General features: G+C 71.2%; 15 protein-coding genes. 2 read left to right on the forward strand and 13 right to left on the reverse strand.

Features of this window, described 5'->3' with window-relative positions:
* Positions 1 to 81: 81 nt before the first annotated feature.
* The 5 genes from AC162C_RS06300 to AC162C_RS06320 are packed head-to-tail and all read right to left on the reverse strand — an operon-like array spanning position 82 to position 5,987.
* Entirely contained in the window at positions 82 to 1,878 is a 1,797-nt protein-coding gene (locus AC162C_RS06300; protein WP_484096814.1) for a M3 family oligoendopeptidase, read from the reverse strand.
* A gap of 14 nt (positions 1,879 to 1,892) precedes the next feature.
* A complete protein-coding gene (locus AC162C_RS06305; RefSeq protein ID WP_484096815.1) occupies positions 1,893 to 2,828 on the reverse strand; it encodes a TIGR03560 family F420-dependent LLM class oxidoreductase in 936 nt (311 codons plus the stop codon).
* Positions 2,828 to 4,732, reverse strand: a complete 1,905-nt coding sequence (locus tag AC162C_RS06310; protein WP_484096816.1) for a thioredoxin domain-containing protein — start codon at positions 4,730 to 4,732, stop codon at positions 2,828 to 2,830. Before AC162C_RS06310 ends, AC162C_RS06305 begins: the two co-directional genes overlap by 1 nt.
* 55 nt (positions 4,733 to 4,787) lie before the next feature.
* Positions 4,788 to 5,150, reverse strand: coding sequence for a DsrE family protein (locus AC162C_RS06315; RefSeq protein ID WP_484096817.1), 363 nt, complete (start codon positions 5,148 to 5,150; stop codon positions 4,788 to 4,790).
* 48 nt (positions 5,151 to 5,198) lie between these two features.
* Positions 5,199 to 5,987 (reverse strand): SDR family oxidoreductase, encoded by a 789-nt coding sequence (locus AC162C_RS06320; RefSeq protein WP_484096818.1) that lies wholly within the window; start codon positions 5,985 to 5,987, stop codon positions 5,199 to 5,201.
* 78 nt (positions 5,988 to 6,065) lie between these two features.
* Between AC162C_RS06320 and AC162C_RS06325 the strand changes: the two genes are divergently transcribed.
* The gene (locus AC162C_RS06325) at positions 6,066 to 6,482 is read left to right on the forward strand and encodes a hypothetical protein (protein WP_484096819.1); all 417 of its coding nucleotides are present in this window, start codon (positions 6,066 to 6,068) and stop codon (positions 6,480 to 6,482) included.
* On the opposite strand, the gene AC162C_RS06330 is transcribed toward AC162C_RS06325, so the two are convergent.
* Positions 6,479 to 7,114 carry a DedA family protein gene (locus AC162C_RS06330; RefSeq protein WP_484096820.1) on the reverse strand — a complete coding sequence of 212 codons (636 nt, stop codon included), beginning with the start codon at positions 7,112 to 7,114 and terminating at the stop codon, positions 6,479 to 6,481. The two genes, AC162C_RS06325 and AC162C_RS06330, sit on opposite strands and share 4 nt — an antisense overlap.
* A gap of 98 nt (positions 7,115 to 7,212) precedes the next feature.
* Here AC162C_RS06330 and AC162C_RS06335 point away from each other — a divergent pair, with 98 nt between their 5' ends.
* Complete coding sequence (locus AC162C_RS06335) at positions 7,213 to 8,622, forward strand: NAD-dependent malic enzyme (RefSeq protein WP_484096821.1); 1,410 nt, start codon at positions 7,213 to 7,215, stop codon at positions 8,620 to 8,622.
* Between the two features lie 171 nt (positions 8,623 to 8,793).
* Here the strand turns inward: AC162C_RS06335 and AC162C_RS06340 are convergent, their stop codons facing one another.
* The 7 genes from AC162C_RS06340 to AC162C_RS06370 all read right to left on the reverse strand — a co-directional run bounded on the left by AC162C_RS06340 (position 8,794) and on the right by AC162C_RS06370 (position 17,667).
* Positions 8,794 to 11,352, reverse strand: a complete 2,559-nt coding sequence (locus AC162C_RS06340) for an ABC transporter permease (RefSeq protein ID WP_484096822.1) — start codon at positions 11,350 to 11,352, stop codon at positions 8,794 to 8,796.
* Positions 11,349 to 12,086 (reverse strand): ABC transporter ATP-binding protein, encoded by a 738-nt coding sequence (locus AC162C_RS06345; protein WP_484096823.1) that lies wholly within the window; start codon positions 12,084 to 12,086, stop codon positions 11,349 to 11,351. Before AC162C_RS06345 ends, AC162C_RS06340 begins: the two co-directional genes overlap by 4 nt.
* Positions 12,087 to 12,202: 116 nt before the next feature.
* Positions 12,203 to 13,654, reverse strand: coding sequence for an aminotransferase class III-fold pyridoxal phosphate-dependent enzyme (locus tag AC162C_RS06350; protein ID WP_484096824.1), 1,452 nt, complete (start codon positions 13,652 to 13,654; stop codon positions 12,203 to 12,205).
* Entirely contained in the window at positions 13,651 to 14,514 is an 864-nt protein-coding gene (locus AC162C_RS06355) for an ABC transporter permease (RefSeq protein WP_484096825.1), read from the reverse strand. The genes AC162C_RS06350 and AC162C_RS06355 overlap by 4 nt, the downstream gene beginning before the upstream one ends.
* Entirely contained in the window at positions 14,511 to 15,368 is an 858-nt protein-coding gene (locus AC162C_RS06360; protein ID WP_484096826.1) for an ABC transporter permease, read from the reverse strand. Before AC162C_RS06360 ends, AC162C_RS06355 begins: the two co-directional genes overlap by 4 nt.
* A gap of 74 nt (positions 15,369 to 15,442) precedes the next feature.
* Entirely contained in the window at positions 15,443 to 16,594 is a 1,152-nt protein-coding gene (locus AC162C_RS06365) for a polyamine ABC transporter substrate-binding protein (RefSeq protein ID WP_484096827.1), read from the reverse strand.
* Entirely contained in the window at positions 16,591 to 17,667 is a 1,077-nt protein-coding gene (locus tag AC162C_RS06370; RefSeq protein WP_484096828.1) for an ABC transporter ATP-binding protein, read from the reverse strand. Before AC162C_RS06370 ends, AC162C_RS06365 begins: the two co-directional genes overlap by 4 nt.
* Positions 17,668 to 17,747: the final 80 nt, after the last annotated feature.

Consider the following 17,747-nt stretch of genomic DNA (forward strand, 5'->3'; position numbering starts at 1 on the left):
AGTCGTCATGGGCGACCATACTCGCCTACACCCACTGACGCCAGCGCTCCGCAGGAGTTTGCGAGCGCGGCGCCCCCCGGGTCAGGAGCCGAGGCCGATCTCGGTCGCGAGGCGCTCGGCCTCGTCGAGCTCGGCTGCCAACGCGTCGATCCCGGAGGCCCAGATCGCCGGGTCGGCCAGGTCGAGGCCGACCATCTGCGCCAGCTCCTCCGGCGACTTCGACCCGCCGGCTCGCAGGAGCGACAGGTACGGCTCCACCATCGCGTCCCCCTCCTGCTCGTAGCGCCGGTAGATGGCGAGTGCGAACAGGTACCCGTACGCGTACGCGTACACGTATCCCGGGACGTTGACGAAGTGCCCGACGTAGCTCCACCAGGCGTCGTAGCCCTCGACGTCGACCGAGTCGGCGAAGAGCTGGGCCTGGCATTGCAGCCAGAGCTCGGCGATCCGATCGGAGGAGAGCTCGCCCCGCTCGCGGCGCTCCGTGTGCACGGCGTGCTCGAAGCGGTTCATCGCGATCTGCCGGAACGTGGTCGCGATCGCGTCCTCGATCCGACCGGTGAGCAGGTCGAGCCGGCGGCGCGGGTCGTCCTCGCCCGCGAGCAGGATCTTGAAGGTGAGCGCCTCGCCGAAGACCGAGGCCGTCTCGGCCGTGGTGAGCGGCGTCGACGCGTTGAAGAGGCCGAGGGGCCCCGCGAGCACGCCGTGGAGGCCGTGCCCGAGCTCGTGGGCGAGCGTGAGGATCGAGCGTCGGTCGCCCGTGTAGTTCATGAGGATGTACGGGTGGACGCCGGGGACCGTCGTCGCGCAGAAGGCGCCCGTCCGCTTGTCGTCCCGGACGGGAGCGTCGATCCAGCTCTCGGCGAAGAAGCGCTCGACGACGTCGCCGGTCTCGTCGGAGAACCCTGCGTACGCCTCCGTCACGATCGCGCGCGCGTCGCTCCACGAGGTCTTCGTCGTGTCCTCGGCCACGGGCGCGAAGCGGTCGAAGTGCGACAGCCGGTCGAGCCCGAGCAGGCGGGCCTTCAGCCGGTAGTAGCGCTGCGGGACGTCGTACCGGGAGACGGCGGCGTCGATCAGCGCCTCGACCGCCTCGTCCGTCGTCTCGTTGGCGAGGTTGCGCGACGTGATCCAGGTCGGGTAGCCGCGGAGCCGGTCGTCGACGGACTTGTCGAGCAGGAGCGTGTTGAAGACGAACGTCCGTGTGCGGAGCCCCGGCTGGAGCGCTCCCGTGATCGCGGCGGCCGCCTCGCTGCGACGGCCCCGGTCGCTCGCGTAGAGCCGCGCCATCGCCGTCTCCAGCGAGACGTCCTCCCCGTCCAGCGTCACCCGCAGGGCGCCGAGCAGCTCCTCGTTCAGGCGACGCCAGGAGGAGCCGCCGGTGACGGTCTTCTCCGTGACGACCTGCTCCTCGGGCTCGCTCAGGAGGTACGGGCGGTACTTGCGCAACGAGCGCAGGTGGTGCCGCCAGTGGTCGAGCTCGGGCGACGCGAGGAGCGCGTCCGCCTGCCCGTCGTCGACGGCCGCCCATTCGAGCGGGAAGAACAGGAGCTTGGTGTCGAGGGCGGCCCCGCGCTCGTTCAGCTTCGCGACGAGCGCGCCGCGCTCGGGGTCGGCCATGTTCGTCGCGAAGTTGAGGTGCGCGTAGTAGCCGGCTCGCGTGAAGACCGACTCGATCCGCTCGAGCTCCGTGACCGCCTCCGCGAGGTCCGCGGCGGAGAGCCCGGCGACGGCGCCGTGGTAGCGCTCGCGAAACGCGGCTCCGGCCGTCTCGGCCTCCACGACGTCACGCTCGAGCGCGGGGTCCTCTGCTCCCTCGTACAGGTCGGAGAGGTCCCACGCGACCTCCTCCGCACCGGTCTGTTCGGTCGTCGACATGGGCTGGAGCCTACCTAGAGAGCGGCCGCGAGCCCGCGGCCGATCGTCTCCACCGCCGACGTATCCGCATGGTCGAGGTGCTGGAGGTACGCGCGCGCGACGCCCGCCTCGGCGTAGGCGCCGAGCCGCTCCGCCACCTCGTCGACGGTGCCGACGAGCCAGATGTCGGTCGGCGGCTCGAAGTCCGCCGCGTCGTCGCCGAGGACAGCCCGTACGCGCGCCACGCGCTCGTCGGCCTCTGCGCGGTCGGCGCCGACGACGCAGGTCGTCATCAGTGACAGTGGAAGCGTCCCGGGGTCGCGGCCGATCGCCGCGCAGGCGCGGTCGAGCGCCTCCCGCCGCCCGCGGCACTGCTCCGGCGACGCGAACGGCGTGTTGTACTCGGCGGCGTAGCGCGCGGCGAGGGCGGCCGACCGCCGACCGGCGCTTCCGCCCAGGATCAGCGGCGGATGCGGCTGCTGCACCGGGCGCGGCAGGGCGGTCTGGCCCTCGAGCGCGTAGTGGCGCCCGTCGTGGCTCCACGCCGATTCCGTCCAGGAGCGGACGACGATCTCGACCTGCTCGGCGAACAGCGCGAATCGTGTCGGCACGTCGGGGAACGGGAACCCGTTGCGGACGTGCTCGCCCTCGAACCACCCGGTTCCCATCCCCACCTCGAGCCGCCCGCCGGACACGTGGTCGACCGTGACGGCCATGCGCGCGAGGACGCTCGGGTGCCGGAAGGTCGCGGGGGACACCATCGTCCCGAGCCGGACCCGGTCGGTGACGGCCGCGAGCGCCGCCAGCGTCGTCCAGGCGTCGAGCGAGCCCTCCTCGGGCCGCACGATCGAGGAGTAGTGGTCCGACCGGAACAACGCGCCGACGCCGTGCTCCTCGCACGCCTGCGCCAGCGCGAGCCATTGCTCCCACGTCACCCCCTCCTGTCCCTCGACCATCAGCCGCAGCTCCATCAGCCGAGCTCCCCGGGATCGGTGACCGGCGCGCGGCACGCGAACCGCTCGCAGACGTAGACCGCGGTCAGGCCTCCGACGAGCCCCTTGCCGGCGAGGAGCGGAACGTCCTCGGCAGGCCCGACGGCGACGACGGCAGCGGGCTGGAACGGGGCGAGCGCGGCGCGTGCGACCGGCGCCTCGAGGTCGCCGCAGATCGCGATCTCACGAGGCGGGGCGAGCTTCAGGTCGAGCGCGCAGAGCGCCCAGCCGAAGCCCGTCGGGGCGCGTCGCATCGGCGACGCGACCAGCCGGAGCACGCCCTCCGCGTGTCGCTCGAGGTCGTCGTCGCCCCAGATCCGGGCGAGGCGCAGGAGCACGTGGGCGAGCATCGAGTTGCCCGAGGGCACGGGCGTGTCCTGGAGGTCCTTCGTCCGGGCGACGAGGCGCTCGCCGTCGCGCGGCGCGAGGAAGAAGCCGCCGTTCACCTCGTCGGAGAAGAGGTCGACGGCCCGCAGTGCGAGCCGTCGCGCCTCGCGCAGCCACCGTCCCTCCCCGGTCGCGACGTGGAGCTCGAGCAGCCCGTGCGCGACGTTCGCGTAGTCGTCGAGGAAGCCCTCGCCGCTCGTGCGGCCGTCGCGCCACGAGCGGTGGAGCTTCCCGTCCTCGCCGGACAACGGCCCGAGGAGGAACTCGGCGACGCCCTTCGCGGCGTCGAGCCAGTCCCGGCGCTCGAGGCGGAAGCCCGCCTCCGCGAGCGCGGCGAGCGCGAGCCCGTTCCAGGACGCGAGCACCTTGTCGTCGCGGAGCGGCTGCGGGCGGGCGCTGCGGATCTCGAGCAGGCGCGCTCGGAGCTCGGGCGCGAGCACGCCGCGGACGATCGACCGCCCGTGCTCGAACGGCACGAGCAGCGACGCCTCGAGCCCCGCTGCCGCGGCCTCCTCGAGTGTCCACGTGTGCGTGAGCCCCTCGACGCCGTCCGTGTCCGCGTCCTGCGCGGATGCGAGGCCGCCGCCGTCGACGGCGAGCTCGCGCAGGACGTAGTCGAGCGTCTCCTCCACCACCTCCCGGTAGCGCGGCGCCCCGGTCACGACCCAGGCGTGGAGGTACGTCGAGGCGAGCAGTGCGTTGTCGTAGAGCATCTTCTCGAAGTGCGGGACGAGCCAGCGGTCGTCGACCGAGTAGCGGTGGAACCCGCCGCCCACGACGTCGTAGAACCCTCCGGCCGCCATCCCGTCGAGCGTGCCGCGCACGAGCCCGAGCGCATGCTCGCCGCCGCGCCGCAGCAGGAGCTCGAGGCTCGACGCCGGCGGGAACTTCGGTGCCTGCCCGAAGCCGCCGTACGCGGGCTCGTACGCCCGAGCGAGCAGCTCCTCCGCCTCCGTGAGGATCCCCGCGGAGAGCGGCTCGCCCGACGCCTGGAGTCGTTCGCCCTGCTCGAGGACGGCGACGAACCGCCGCGCCTGCTCGGCGACGTCGTCTCGGCGCTCGTCCCAGGCGGCGGCGACCGCCCGGAGGAGCTGGCGGAAGCTCGGCATGCCGTGGCGCGGCTCGGGCGGGAAGTAGGTTCCGGCGTAGAACGGCTCGCCGGCCGGGGTGAGGAACACGGTCATCGGCCAGCCGCCGCTTCCGGTCATCGTCACCGTCGCGTCCATGTACAGCGCGTCGACGTCGGGGCGCTCCTCGCGGTCGACCTTGACGTTGACGAAGTGCTCGTTCATGACGGCGGCCGTCGCGGGATCCGCGAACGACTCGTGCTCCATCACGTGGCACCAGTGGCAGGCGCTGTACCCGACGGAGAGGAGGAGCGGCTTGTCCTCGTCGCGGGCGCGCGCGAAGGCCTCGTCCCCCCATGCGTACCAGTCGACGGGGTTGTCGGCGTGCTGGAGGAGGTACGGGCTCGTCTCGCGCGCGAGGCGGTTCACCCCGAGACCGTACCGGCGGGAGCCCGGTCGCCTCGCGGCCCAGCGCCCGGGAGGGTCAGTACGCGAGGACGGCGTCTGCGGCGAGCGCCAGCTCGACGAGCCGCGCAGGCATGGCGGCGTCGGCGCCCGCGTCGGACAGCGTCGCCTCGTCGACCCCGCGGGCCGCGCTCGACATCCCCGACGCGTAGATCCGCCCCCCACCGGCGCGGACGGCGTCGAAGGACTCCCCGAGCGCGCCGGTGCCGAGCCCCTGGAGCGACGCCCGCACCTCGGGACGGAGCAGCTGCACGCCGTCGCCCGCGACGAACACCGAGACGTCGTGCCCCTCGTCGATCGCCGCCTTCGCGACGAGGAACGCGAGCGCCGCCCGGGTCGGCTGCTCCGGGCCGCACGTCACGTGCACGAGGAGGGTCGCCACACGGCGATCATCTCGCAACGGCCTTGCGGCGACCTTGGCACAACCTTGCTACCGGCATCGGGCGAAGACGGCCCGGACGCCGCGGAGCTCGGTGCGCAGGAGCGCGCGCGCCCGCGACGAGTCGAGGGTGCAGTCGAGTGGCCGCGCGGAGGGCGCCGGCGCACGCCGCACGGGCCCACGGCGCACCAGCTCGGCGAGATCGGCGCGCGACACGGCGTCGGCGCCCGCGACGTGGAGCGGCCCCGCGACGTCGAGCACGGCGACCTCGAGGAGCGCCCGGGCGAGGTCGGTGACCTGGACCGGGCAGCGGATCTCGTCGTCGTAGAACGTCGCCTCGCGGTCGAGCGCGACGAGCTCGTGCCTCGAGGCCTCGTGGCCGGGGCCGCCGACGATCAGGGAGGCCCGGACGACGAGGGCGCCCGGATCGACGTCCACGACGACCCGCTCCGCCTCCGCCTTCGAGCGCCCGTAGTCCGTGCACGGCGTCGGCTCGTCCTCCTCGACGTAGGGCGCCCCCTTGCGCCCGTCGAACACGACGTCGGTCGACATCTGCAGGAGCCGGCAGCCCCGCGCGGCGGCGGCCGTGGCGACGTGCCGGGCCCCGTCGACGTTCGTCCCCCACGCATCCGGGCCGTCCTGCACGTACGCGAGGTTGACGACGACGTCGGGGCGGGCGTCGGCGAGGAGCCGCGTGACGGCCTCGCCGTCGCGGACCTCGAGGGGGACGCCGACGCCGCTCGCATGGCCGGCCTGGACGACCTCCCAGCCGCGGGCGTGCGCCTCCCGGCACAGCTCGCGCCCCAGGTACCCGCTCCCGCCGATCGCCACGAGTCGCACGCGTGCCTTGTAACAGACGCCGCCGCACGCCCCCGCGCGGCTTGCGCTCCGCCGGCAGGCCGTCGTAGAGTCGCGCGGATGAGACGCGGGTGGGCGTGGCTGCTCCTCGTCGGCGCCGTGGTCGTCGCGATCGGTGTCCTCCTCCAGGCGTTCTCGATCGCCGCATACGTCCGCGGAGCGGGTGACGGCGCTCTCGACATGCACGGCGCCGTCTCGCTGCTCGTCCACCTCGGGGAGCTCGCGATCGTGGTCGGAGCGGTCGGCACCTGGTGGGGCAGATGGAGGAGCCTCGGGCTCGCGGCGGCGTTCCTCGCGCTGTCCGTGCTCCAGGTCGTCCTGCTCGGCGACACCGAGGAGAGCGGAGGCTGGGTGAACGGCCTCCACGGCCTCCTCGCCCTGGTCGTCCTGCTCGCGGCCGCCGCCTACCTCCACGCCGCCACACGGGCGCTCGGGCTGCGCGGCCCACCGCCGACGGGGCCGGTCTCGTCGGCCTAGGTCGACTCGGTCTCGGATGCCGCCTCGACGGCGGGCGTGCGCCGGGCCCGCAGCCAGCGGACGAGCTCGACGGCCGCGGCGAGGCCGGCGGCGACGACGAACGCGAGGAGAAGCCCCTTCCACGGCGCCTCCTCGAACTGCTTGCCGCCGAAGTACCCGAGCGAGGCCGCGTAGCTCGCCCAGATCAGGCCCGCGACGACGTCGGCGACGATGAAGCGCCGCCACGTCATGCCGTGCGTGTACCCGGACGCGAACGTCACCGCCGTCCGCCCCCCGGGGATGAAGCGGGCGACGACGATCAGGTAGAAGCCCCTCACCTCCAGCTGGCGCTCCGCCCACTCGAAGCCGTGCCGGGCCTTGTCGGAGCGGAAGAGGCGCTTCACCGTGTGCTCGCCGAGCCAGGTGCCGAGGCCGTAGGAGATGTTGTCGCCGACGATCGCCCCGGTCGCCGCGAACAGGATCACGAACGGCAACGAGAGGTCGCCCGCCCCGGCGACGACGCCGGCCGTGATCACGACCGACTCGCTCGGCACGAGCGGGAAGAACGCGTCGATCATCGACACGAGGAAGACGAGCGGGTACGTCCACCACGCGTCCGACACCAACTCGACGAGCTGGTTGAAGAGGTTCACGCCCTCATCCTCGCAGAGCGTCGGTCGCGGACGGTTGTCGGCGCGTTACACCGCGTGGCGGGCGACAATGCTCTCATGGCAGTCGAGGCGCCGCACCGATGAGCCACCCGTCCGCCTCGTTCAGCGCCACGATCCGCGTGCGGCTCTCGAACGCGCCGGGGTCGTTCGCCGGGCTGGCCAAGGCGATCGGCGACGAGGGCGGGCTCCTCGGCGCGATCGACCTCGTCCGCGTGGAGGCGCGCCACAAGGTCCGCGACGTCACGGTCGCGGCCGGCAACGAGGAGCACCTGCACCGGATCGTCGAGGGCGTGCGTGCCGTCGAGGGCGTCGAGGTCCTCCAGGTGTCCGACCGCACGTTCCTCATGCACCTCGGCGGCAAGCTCGAGGTCCACCCGAAGAGCCCGCTGAAGACCCGCGACGACCTCTCGATGGCGTACACGCCCGGTGTGGCGCGGGTGTGCGAGGCGATCGCGGACTCCCGTGACGCCGCCTGGAACCTCACGATCAAGCAGAACACGGTCGCCGTCGTCTCCGACGGCACCGCCGTGCTCGGGCTCGGCGACATCGGGCCCGAGGCGGCGATGCCCGTGATGGAGGGGAAGGCCGTCCTGTTCAAGGAGTTCGGCGGCATCGACGCCTGGCCGATCTGCCTCGACACGAAGGACGCCGACGAGATCGTCGCGATCGTGAAGGCGATCGCGCCCGGGTTCGGCGGCATCAACCTCGAGGACATCTCGGCGCCACGCTGCTTCGAGATCGAGCGGCGCCTCCGGGACGAGATCGACATCCCCGTCTTCCACGACGACCAGCACGGTACGGCGATCGTCACCCTCGCCGCGCTCGTGAACGCGCTGCACATCGTCGGCAAGTCGCTCGAGGACGTGAAGATCGTGATCTCGGGCGTCGGCGCCGCCGGCGTCGCCGTCACCGACGTGCTCCTCCACGCCGGGGTACGCACGATCGTCGGGTGCGACCGCGAGGGCGCCGTCCACCGGGGGCGGCCCGGCCTCTCGCCGGTCAAGGCCGCCTACGCCGAGCGCACGAACCCTGACGCGGAGCAGGGCTCGGCCGACGACGTGCTCGCGGGTGCGGACGTGTTCATCGGCCTCTCCGCGCCCGGGGCGATCAGCGTCGACGGCGTACGGACGATGGCGTCCGATGCGATCGTCTTCGCGATGGCGAACCCGACGCCGGAGGTCGCGCCCGAGGAGATCGAGGGCCTGGCCGCCGTCGTGGCGACCGGCCGCTCGGACTACCCGAACCAGATCAACAACGTGCTCGCCTTCCCCGGGGTCTTCCGCGGCGCGCTCGACGTCCGGGCGAGCGACATCACCGAGGGGATGAAGGTCGCGGCGAGCCATGCGCTCGCGTCCGTGATCCCGCCCGAGGAGCTCGACCCGGATCACATCATCGCGAGCGTCTTCAACCGGGACGTCGCCCCGGCCGTCGCGAGCGCCGTCGCCGCGGCCGCCGAGCGCGACGGCGTGGCGCGCCGACAGCTCGACTGAGACGTCGGCGAGCTCACGATCGGCCCGGGGCGTCGCCGCTGCCGCGACGATCGCGACACTGCTCGCGCGTCTCCTGCCCCGGGGCGCGAGGGCCAGCGGGAGGCCGTCGGGGCGCGAGGGATCACTCCGTGGCAGGGCGCCCGCACGGAGGGCGTCGCGACCCCGGCGCGTCTACTCGTAGTGGAGCGCCTCCAGCGGGTCGAGCTTGGCCGCGCGCCGGGCGGGGAAGATCGCGGCGATCAGGCCGACGATCACGGCGGCGACCGCGAAGATCACGAGCTGGCCGATCGGGAGCGCGAAGTCGATGAACTCGACCCGGACGATGAGCAGGCCGGCGAGGACGATCCCGAGCACGATCCCGATCGCCGCCCCGATGAGGGCCGTGATCACGCTCTCCGCGCGGATCATCCGGCGCACCTGGCGCCGTGTCATGCCGATCGCACGGAGCATCCCGATCTCGCGCGTCCGCTCGAAGACGGTGAGGACGAGCGTGTTGACGATCCCGAACAGGCTGACGACGACGGAGAGCGCGAGCAGCACGTAGAGGATGTTGAGCACCGCCGACAGGCCGGAGATCTGGTTGTCGACGAACTCGTCGCGGGTCTGCGCCTTCGCGTTCGGGAAGCCCTCGAGCGTCTCGTCGAGGATCTTCTGGTTCGCGGCGGACACGCCGCCGGCCATCTTCGCGAACGAGTAGAGGTTGCGCGGCTGGTCGACGAGCGCGTCCCAGGCCGCGACCGAGACGGTCACGTCACCGAAGGGCGAGCCACCCGTGGGCGGGTCGAAGATGCCCCGGACGACGAACAGCTTCGCCTTGCCGCTCGGCACGGTGACGTCGATCATCGATCCGACCCGGAGCCCGTTGTCCTTCGCGAAGCCGTCGTCGACGAAGGCGCCGTCCGCCCCGAGGGTGCGCAGGACGTCGGGCGAGCCCTCGACCCAGTCGATCGCGAAGACCTCCGCCGCGGGTGGGTCGACAGCGGTCACGAAGCGCGGCTTGCGGAGCACGAGCGCCTCGCCCGTGCGCACGTTGGCGACGAACTCGACGTTCTCGCTGCGGGCGACCGCCTCGGCGGCGGCGATCGGGATCGGCGAGAAGTTGTTCTGCGCCGTGATCGCGTAGTCGGCGTCCTCCCACAGGTCCTCGACGGCCCCCGTGAAGGTCTGCACGATCCCGGCGGCGAGGACGGCGACGAGCGTCACGAGGGCGAGGCCGATCATCAGTGCCGAGGCGGTGGACGAGGTGCGCTGCGGGTTGCGGCGGGAGTTGTCGCGGGCGAGCCGCCCCGGAGCCCCTCCGAGCACCGCCGCCGGCCAGCCGAACACGCGGGCGAGGGGGTCGACGAGGCGGACCGAGAACAGCGCGACGCCGAGGAAGATCACGAGCGCGCCGACCAGCATCGAGAGGAGGACCTGGGTCGTCCCGCTGGCCCCGAACAGCCCCCAGGCCAGCAGGCCGAAGCCGAGCGCGGTGAGCAGGAGCGAGGCGGGCGTCCGGAAGCGGGCGAAGCGGCCCTCTGGCAGCGTCGCGCCCTCCCGCACGGCCGCGATCGGCGGCACGCGCGTGGCGCGCATCGCGGGCCGGAGGCTCGCGAGCAGCGTGACGACGACGCCGACGAGGATCGCGACGATCACCGTGCGCACGTAGAAGACGAGCCCGCTGTTCGGCAACGTGAAGCCGACGGCGTCGAAGAGACGGAAAAGCCCGCTCGCGAGGCCGAGGCCGAGGAAGAGGCCGATCACCGAGGCGACGACGCCGACGACGAGCGCCTCGAGCACGACCGAGCCGAGCACCTGCCGCCGCGAGGCGCCGATCGTCCGCAGCGTCGCGAACTCACGGGTGCGCTGGGCGATCGTGATCGAGAGCGAGTTCGCGATCACGAACGCGCCGACGAACAGCGCGACACCCGCGAACGCGAGCAGGAACCGCTGGAGGAACGAGATGAACTCGTTCGTCTCGGACGCGTCCTCGACGGCCTGCTGATCGCCCGTCCGGACCTGCGTCCCGCGCGGGAGGATCTGCTGGATCGCCGACACGAGCTCGTCCGGAGAGACCCCGTCCTTCCCGGCGACGCGGATCTGGTCGAGCTCCCCCTCCTTGTCGAAGAGGCGCTGCGCCGTCGGCAGGTCGAACCCCGTGAGCGTCGCGCCGCCGATCGACTCGACGGCGCCGAAGCGCACGAGGCCCGAGATCGTCAGCCTCTCGATCTTCCCCTCGGCCTGGACGCCGACGACGGCACCGACGGCGAAGCCCTCCTTGCCGGCGGTCGACTCGTCGACGACCATCTCCCCCGCCCCCGGCCAGGCCCCGTCGACGAGGGTCAGCGTGTTGAACCGCTCCTTCGTCGGGTCGACGCTGAAGCCGAGGTTGGGGGCCCCGCCGTACACGACCGCCTTGCCGTCGTCCCCGATCAGCTGGGTCGACTCGCTCCCGACACCGCCGATCGCGTCCTCGACCTCGGGGAGCGCGAGCACGTCGTCGAGCAGCGACTCGTCGAACGTGGGCGCGAGCGCGCCGCTGCCGCCGCTGAGGTCGAACGCGGTCTGGCCCGTGATCGTCGCGTCCGTGTCGCGGTAGATCTCCGAGAAGACGGCGTCGAACGCCTTGTCGATCGAGTCCGTGAGCACGTACGTCCCGCTCACCATCGCCACGCCGAGCACGATCGCGAGCGCGGTGAGGGCCGTGCGCAGCTTGCGGGAGAGGAGCCCGCCGAGGGCGAAGCGGATCATCCGACGTCGAGCTCGTCGACGATCTTCAGGATCTCGTGCTGATCGACGTGGCCGACCTCCCGGACGATCCTCCCGTCGGCGAGGAAGAGCACGTGGTCCGCCATCGCGGCCGCGCGCGCCTCGTGCGTCACCATCACGATCGTCTGTCCGAGGCCCTCGACCGAGCGCCGCATCAGCTCGAGGATCTCGGCACCGGTCGACGAGTCGAGGTTGCCCGTCGGCTCGTCTGCGAAGAGCACGGTCGGGCGCGAGACGAGCGCGCGGGCGATCGCGACCCGCTGCTGCTGGCCGCCCGAGAGCTCGGCCGGCCGATGCGACAGCCGGTCGGCGAGGCCGACGTTCGCGATCAGCTCGTCGAACCACAGCTCGTCGGGCGTCTCCCCGGCGATCCTCAGGGGGAGGACGATGTTCTCGCGCGCCGTCAGCATCGGCAGCAGGTTGAAGAACTGGAAGACGAAGCCGATGTGCTGGCGACGGAGCTTCGTGAGCTCGTTGTCGCCGAGCGTCGTGATCTCCGTCCCGGCGATGCTGACCGCACCGGTCGTCGGCCGGTCGAGCCCGGCGAGGATGTGCATCAGCGTCGACTTGCCCGAGCCCGAGGGCCCCATCACGGCCGTCATGCGCTGCGGCGCGATGTCCACGGAGACGCCCCTCAGGGCGTCGACCGCCGTGTCGCCCTCCCCGTAGCGCCGGGTCAGGTCGGTTGCGATCACCACCGATCCGTCGTGTTCCACGCTGCTCCCTTCGAGTGCCTGCCGCGACGCAGGCTAGCGGCTCGCCCGACGGCCGAGAACGGGTGATGCCCGCGATCCGACCCGGTGCCCGCTCGGGTGGCGTCGCCCGGCCGGCGTCAGTGGCCCATGCGCCGGCCGGCCTCGGCGAGGACGTCGCCGAGGATGCCCACGATCGAGTCCATCTCCGCCTCGCCGGCGACGAGCGGCGGCGAGATCTGCACGACGGGGTCGCCGCGGTCGTCGGCGCGGCAGATGAGGCCGGCCTCGAACAGCGCCGGGGAGACGATGCCGCGCAGCAGGCGCTCGCACTCGTCGTCGCCGAACGTCGCCTTCGTCTCCTTGTCCTTCACGAGCTCGAGCGCCCAGAAGAACCCGGCGCCGCGGAGGTCGCCGACGAGCGGCAGCTCGAGGAGCGTCGCGAGCTTGGAGCGGAAGCGCTCCTCGCTCGCGTGGACGTGCTCGACGATCCCCTCCCGCTTCATGATCTCGATGTTCTTGAGGGCGACCGCGCACTGCACGGGGTGCCCGCCGAACGTGATGCCGTGGGAGTACATCGAGCCCTGCTCGAGGAACGGCTCGACGACGCGGTCGGCGGCGATCACGGCGCCGATCGCTCCGTACGAGGAGGAGAGGCCCTTCGCCGACGTGATGAGGTCGGGCCGGATGTCGTAGCGCTCGGAGGCGAACCACGCGCCGACCCGTCCGAATCCGGTGATCACCTCGTCGGCGGAGAGCAGGATGTCGTACTCGTCGCAGATCGCCCGCACGCCCTGGAAGTACCCGGCCGGGGGCGTGAACGCACCGCCCGAGTTCTGCACCGGCTCGAGGTGGACGAGGCACACCGTCTCGGGGCCCATCATCTCGATCGTGCGGCGGAGCTCGTCGAGCAGCGACGCCGTGAACTCCTCCTCGGTCTCGCCCGCCGGCCGCCGGTAGCGGTTCGTGTTCGAGATGTTCCGCACCTCGGGCACGAGCGGCTCGAACGGGGCGCGGATCGGAGGGATCCCGGTCAGAGACAGCGCGCCCAGGGTGGTGCCGTGGTAGGCCGTCTGCCGCGTGATCGCCTTGTAGCGCCGCGGCGGCGTCCGCAGGTTCGCGACGACGGCGTCGTGGTCGCGCTCGGGGACGGTGCCGACGTGCGCACGGAGCCGGGTCTCGCCGCGTGCCACGTAGTACTGGCGGGCGAGCTTCCACGCCGACTCGACCGCCTCGGAGCCGCCGGAGACGAAGAAGACCCGGTTCAGCGCGGCGGGTGCGAGCGAGGCGACCTCCGCCGCGAGCTCGATCGCCCGCGGGTGCGCGTACGTCCAGTTCGTGTAGAACGGCAGCTCGCGCATCTGCTCGAGGGCGGCCTGCCCGATCTCCTCGCCGTACGAGTAGCCGATGTTGACCGAGAACAGGCCGGCGAGCGCGTCGAGGTAGCGCTTGCCGTTCGCGTCCTCGAGGTAGCAGCCCTCGCCGCGCACGATGATCGGCACGTCGCTGGCCGCGTACCCGCCCATGCGGGTGAAGTGCATCCACAGGTGCTCCTTGGCGAGGCGCTGGAGGTCGAGCCCGGTCGCGGTCATGCCCCCGCCCGCTCCGCCCGGCCCGCGCGGACGCCGGAGACGATCACGTTGACGACCATGACCGACACCGCGATCAGGAAGATCGAGCTCGCGATCACGTTCACCTGCGGCGGGACGGCGACGCGCGCCGCGCCCCAGACGAACAGCGGGAACGTCTGCGTCGGCCCGGAGTTGAAGTACGTGATCACGAAGTCGTCGACGGAGATCGCGAATCCGAGCAGCCCGGCACTGAGGATCGCGGGCGCCAGCAACGGCAGCGTCACCTTCCGGAACGTCGTCCACTCGTTCGCGCCGAGGTCCATCGCCGCCTCCTCGAGATGGCGGTCGAAGTCGATCAGGCGCGCCTTGACGGTGACGACGATGAAGCTGATCACGAACATCACGTGCGCGATGAAGATCGTCGCGAACCCGGTCGCGATCCGCATGTTGATGAACAGCGTCAGCAGCGACGCGCCGAGCACGATCTCGGGCGTCGACATCGGCAGGAACACGAGGAGGTTCGTGAAGCTGCGCCCGCGGAAGTGGTGGCGGACGATCGCCAGGGCGACGAGCGTCCCGAGCGCGGTCGCGACGAGCGACGAGAGCAGCGCGATCTCGAGCGACGTGATCACCGAGTCCTTGAGCCCGAGGATCGCGTCCCACTCGCGCCAGTTGTCGATCGTGAAGCCCTGCCACACGTAGTTGAAGCGCCCCTTCGGATTGTTGAAGGAGAAGAGCACGACGACGGCGATCGGCAGCATCAGGTACGCGAACACGAGCATGGCGTACACCGTCAGTACGTGGCGCTTGACGAACCGCCACGTCTTGAAGCCGGCGCCGCGGCGCCGCGCGGGCACGGTGGTCTGGGGGACGCTCGTCATCCGGTCAGCTTCTCCGTGCCGACGACCTTCGCGTAGACGAGGAGCGCGACGAGGATCGTCGCCATCAGGACGAAGGAGAGCGCCGCCGCCGTCGGGTAGTCGATCAGCTCGAGGAACTTCGACTGGATCACGTTCCCGAGCATCGACTGCTGCGGCGTGCCGAGCAGCTGGGCGTTGATGAAGTCACCCGCCGCGGGGATGAACGTGAGCAGCGTCCCCGCGACGATGCCGGGGGCCGAGAGCGGGAGCGTCACCCGGAGGAACGACTGCACGGGGCTGGCGTAGAGGTCCTTCGCCGCCTCGAGCAGCCGCGGGTCGACCTGCTCCAGCGAGACGTAGATCGGGAGCGCCATGAAGGGCAGGAAGTTGTAGGTGATGCCGGCGACGACGGCGACCGACGTCGCGAGCAGGCGCCCGTCGTCCGCGAGGATGTGGATATCGCGGAGCACGCCGACGACCGCCCCATCGTCGGCGAGGATGTTCCGCCAGGCCAGCGTGCGGATCAGGTACGTGACGAAGAACGGCGCGACGATGAAGAGCAGGAACAGGTTCTTCCACCGCCCGCCGCGGAACGCGATCCAGTAGACGAGCGGATAGGAGAGCGCGAGTGCGATCACGGTCGCGATCCCCGCGTACAGGAACGAGCGGAAGAGCTGCTCCCGGTAGTCGGTGAAGGCCTCGGTGTAGTTCGAGAACTCCCACGTGAACGAGTAGTTCCCGAGCGAGCCGGACTGGAGCGACTGGTAGCCGAGGAACGCGAGCGGGACGAGGAAGAAGACCGCGAGCCAGGCGATTCCCGGCGCGAGCAGCAGGTAGGGCGTGACGCCCCTGTGCCGGTGGAGGAACCTCCCCATCGCCTAGGTGCTCGCTTCGAATCGGGGCAGGGAACGAGGGGTCTCCCCGATCGGGGAGACCCCTCGGAGACGGACTAGGCGCCGAGCACCTGCTGCCACTTCTCGATGTAGTCCTCGTTGTTGAGCGCAGCCGAGTCGAACCCGCTGACGTTCTCGAGCGTCGCCTCGTCGGGGATGATCAACTGGTTGTTCGCGAGCTCCGGGTCGATCTTGGCCAGCTCCTCCTTCGTCCCCTCGACCGGCGGGATGTAGTTCACGTAGGCCTCGATCGGCGCCTGGTTCACCGGGTCGTAGACGAAGTTCATGAACGTCGAGGCGGTGGCGGAGCTGCCGCCGAGCGGGACCATCATGTTGTCGGTCCAGATCATGCCGCCCGCGTCGGGGATCACGAACTGCAGGTCGGGGTTGTCGATCTGCAGCTGCACGATGTCGCCCGACCAGGCGACGGCGGCGGCGATGCTGCCTCCCGAGAGCCCCTCCGCGTAGTCGTTCCCGGTGAAGCGGCGGATCTGCCCGCTGTCGACGGCGCTCTGGATCGTCGCGATCGCACTGTCGAACGTCTCGTCCGTGACCTCGGTCGGGTCGTCGCCGTTCTGCCGCATCACGAGCCCGATCGAGTCGGCCATCTCGGTCAGCATCGTCACCTTGCCCTTGAGCTTGGGGTCGGTGAGCAACTGCTCGATCGACGTGACGTCGCCACCCGAGACCTTCGGGTTCCAGGCGATGCCGGTCATGCCCGACTGCCACGGCAGCGAGTACTCGCGGTCCGGGTCGAAGGGCGGGCTCTGCTGGGCGGGGATCAGGTTCTCGATGTTCGGGATCAGGTCCTTGTTCAGCTTCTCGACCCAGCCGTTCTCGATCAGGAGCGACGGGAAGCGCGAGTTGTCGGTGAACACGAAGATGTCGCGGTCGATCCCGCGGCCCTGCGAGAGCGGGCCCTGCACCTTCGCGAAGTACGTCGCGTTGTCGTTGATCTCCTCGAAGTAGTTCACCGTGATGCCCGTCTCCTCGGTGAACTTGTTCAGGGTCGGACGCTCCTTCGTGTCCTCGTCGATGTCGATGTACAGCGGCCAGTTCGCGAAGTTCAGGACGTCCTTCACCTCGTCGTCGCCACCGCCGCCTCCGTCGCCGCCGCAGGCGGCGAGGAGCCCGGGGAGCGACAGGATCGTGACGCCCGCAGCCCCACGCTGGAGCAGCGTTCGACGGGTGAGCGGTCGGTTGATCATGTGCGTGCCTCCTCTTCCTCTCGTTCGACGACGAACGTGGCTTCGGGGCTCCAGCTGACGGTGACCTGCGAGCCTCCGGCCGGGATCACGCCCCCGGCTTCGGCGTTCTGGTGGAAGACGGTGATGTCGCCGGCCGGCGTCTCGACGACGATCTCCGTCGCGACGCCGACGTAGGCGGTCTCGCGGACGCGACCCTCGAGACGGTTCGTGCCGGCGCCGCCGAGCTGCACCTTCTCGGGGCGGACGCCGATCGCGACCTCGCCCGAGACTCCGGTGACGTCCGCCCGCACCTCGACGCCGTTCGCGAGCCGGACGACACCGCCGTTGACGACCGCACCCTCGAGCAGGTTCGACGTGCCGAGGAACCCGGCGACGAAGGCCGTCTGCGGCGACTCGTACAGCTCGGTCGGCGACCCGAGCTGCTCGATCCGTCCGAGGTTCATGACGGCGATCTGGTCGGCCATCGTCATCGCCTCTTCCTGGTCGTGCGTGACGTGCACGAAGGTGATGCCGACATCGTGCTGGATGCGTTTCAGCTCGAGCTGCATCTGCTTGCGCAGCTTGAGGTCGAGCGCTCCCAGCGGCTCGTCGAGCAGCAGCACGCGCGGCCGGTTCACGAGCGCCCGCGCGAGCGCGACACGCTGCTGCTGGCCTCCCGACAGCTGCCGGGGCTTCACGTTGCCGCGGCCGGCGAGCCCGACGAGCTCGATCATCTCGTCGACGCGCTTCTTGATCTCGTCCTTCGACACCTTGCGCCGCTCCAGCCCGAACGCGACGTTGTCGCGGATCGTCATGTGCGGAAACAGCGCGTAGCTCTGGAAGACGGTGTTCACGTCGCGCTTGTACGGCGGCAGGCCCACGACGTCCTGGTCGCCGAGGTAGATCGCGCCCGACGTCGGCTCCTCGAAGCCGCCGATCATGCGCAGCGTCGTCGTCTTGCCGCAGCCCGAGGGGCCGAGCATCGCGAAGAACGACCCGCGCGGGATCTCGAGCGAGATGCCGTCCACCGCCACGAGCTCGTCGAAGCGCTTGACGACGTTGTCGACGCGGACGTCTGCAGGCTCGGCCGCCATTGAGGGGACAAAGCCTACGCGGAGCGGCGGGCACCTGCACCGTCTGCGGCCGATGCGTCGTCGCCGGGCGCCCGCGGCGC

Source organism: Gaiella sp., assembly GCF_057140465.1.

Coding starts and splice junctions, on each gene's coding strand:
- AC162C_RS06300 (WP_484096814.1), bottom strand. CDS start 1,878: ATGTCGACGACCGAACAGACCGGTGCGGAGGAGGTCGCGTGGGACCTC.
- AC162C_RS06305 (WP_484096815.1), bottom strand. CDS start 2,828: ATGGAGCTGCGGCTGATGGTCGAGGGACAGGAGGGGGTGACGTGGGAG.
- AC162C_RS06325 (WP_484096819.1), top strand. CDS start 6,066: ATGAGACGCGGGTGGGCGTGGCTGCTCCTCGTCGGCGCCGTGGTCGTC.
- AC162C_RS06335 (WP_484096821.1), top strand. CDS start 7,213: ATGAGCCACCCGTCCGCCTCGTTCAGCGCCACGATCCGCGTGCGGCTC.
- AC162C_RS06340 (WP_484096822.1), bottom strand. CDS start 11,352: ATGATCCGCTTCGCCCTCGGCGGGCTCCTCTCCCGCAAGCTGCGCACG.
- AC162C_RS06350 (WP_484096824.1), bottom strand. CDS start 13,654: ATGACCGCGACCGGGCTCGACCTCCAGCGCCTCGCCAAGGAGCACCTG.
- AC162C_RS06355 (WP_484096825.1), bottom strand. CDS start 14,514: ATGACGAGCGTCCCCCAGACCACCGTGCCCGCGCGGCGCCGCGGCGCC.
- AC162C_RS06360 (WP_484096826.1), bottom strand. CDS start 15,368: ATGGGGAGGTTCCTCCACCGGCACAGGGGCGTCACGCCCTACCTGCTG.
- AC162C_RS06365 (WP_484096827.1), bottom strand. CDS start 16,594: ATGATCAACCGACCGCTCACCCGTCGAACGCTGCTCCAGCGTGGGGCT.
- AC162C_RS06370 (WP_484096828.1), bottom strand. CDS start 17,667: ATGGCGGCCGAGCCTGCAGACGTCCGCGTCGACAACGTCGTCAAGCGC.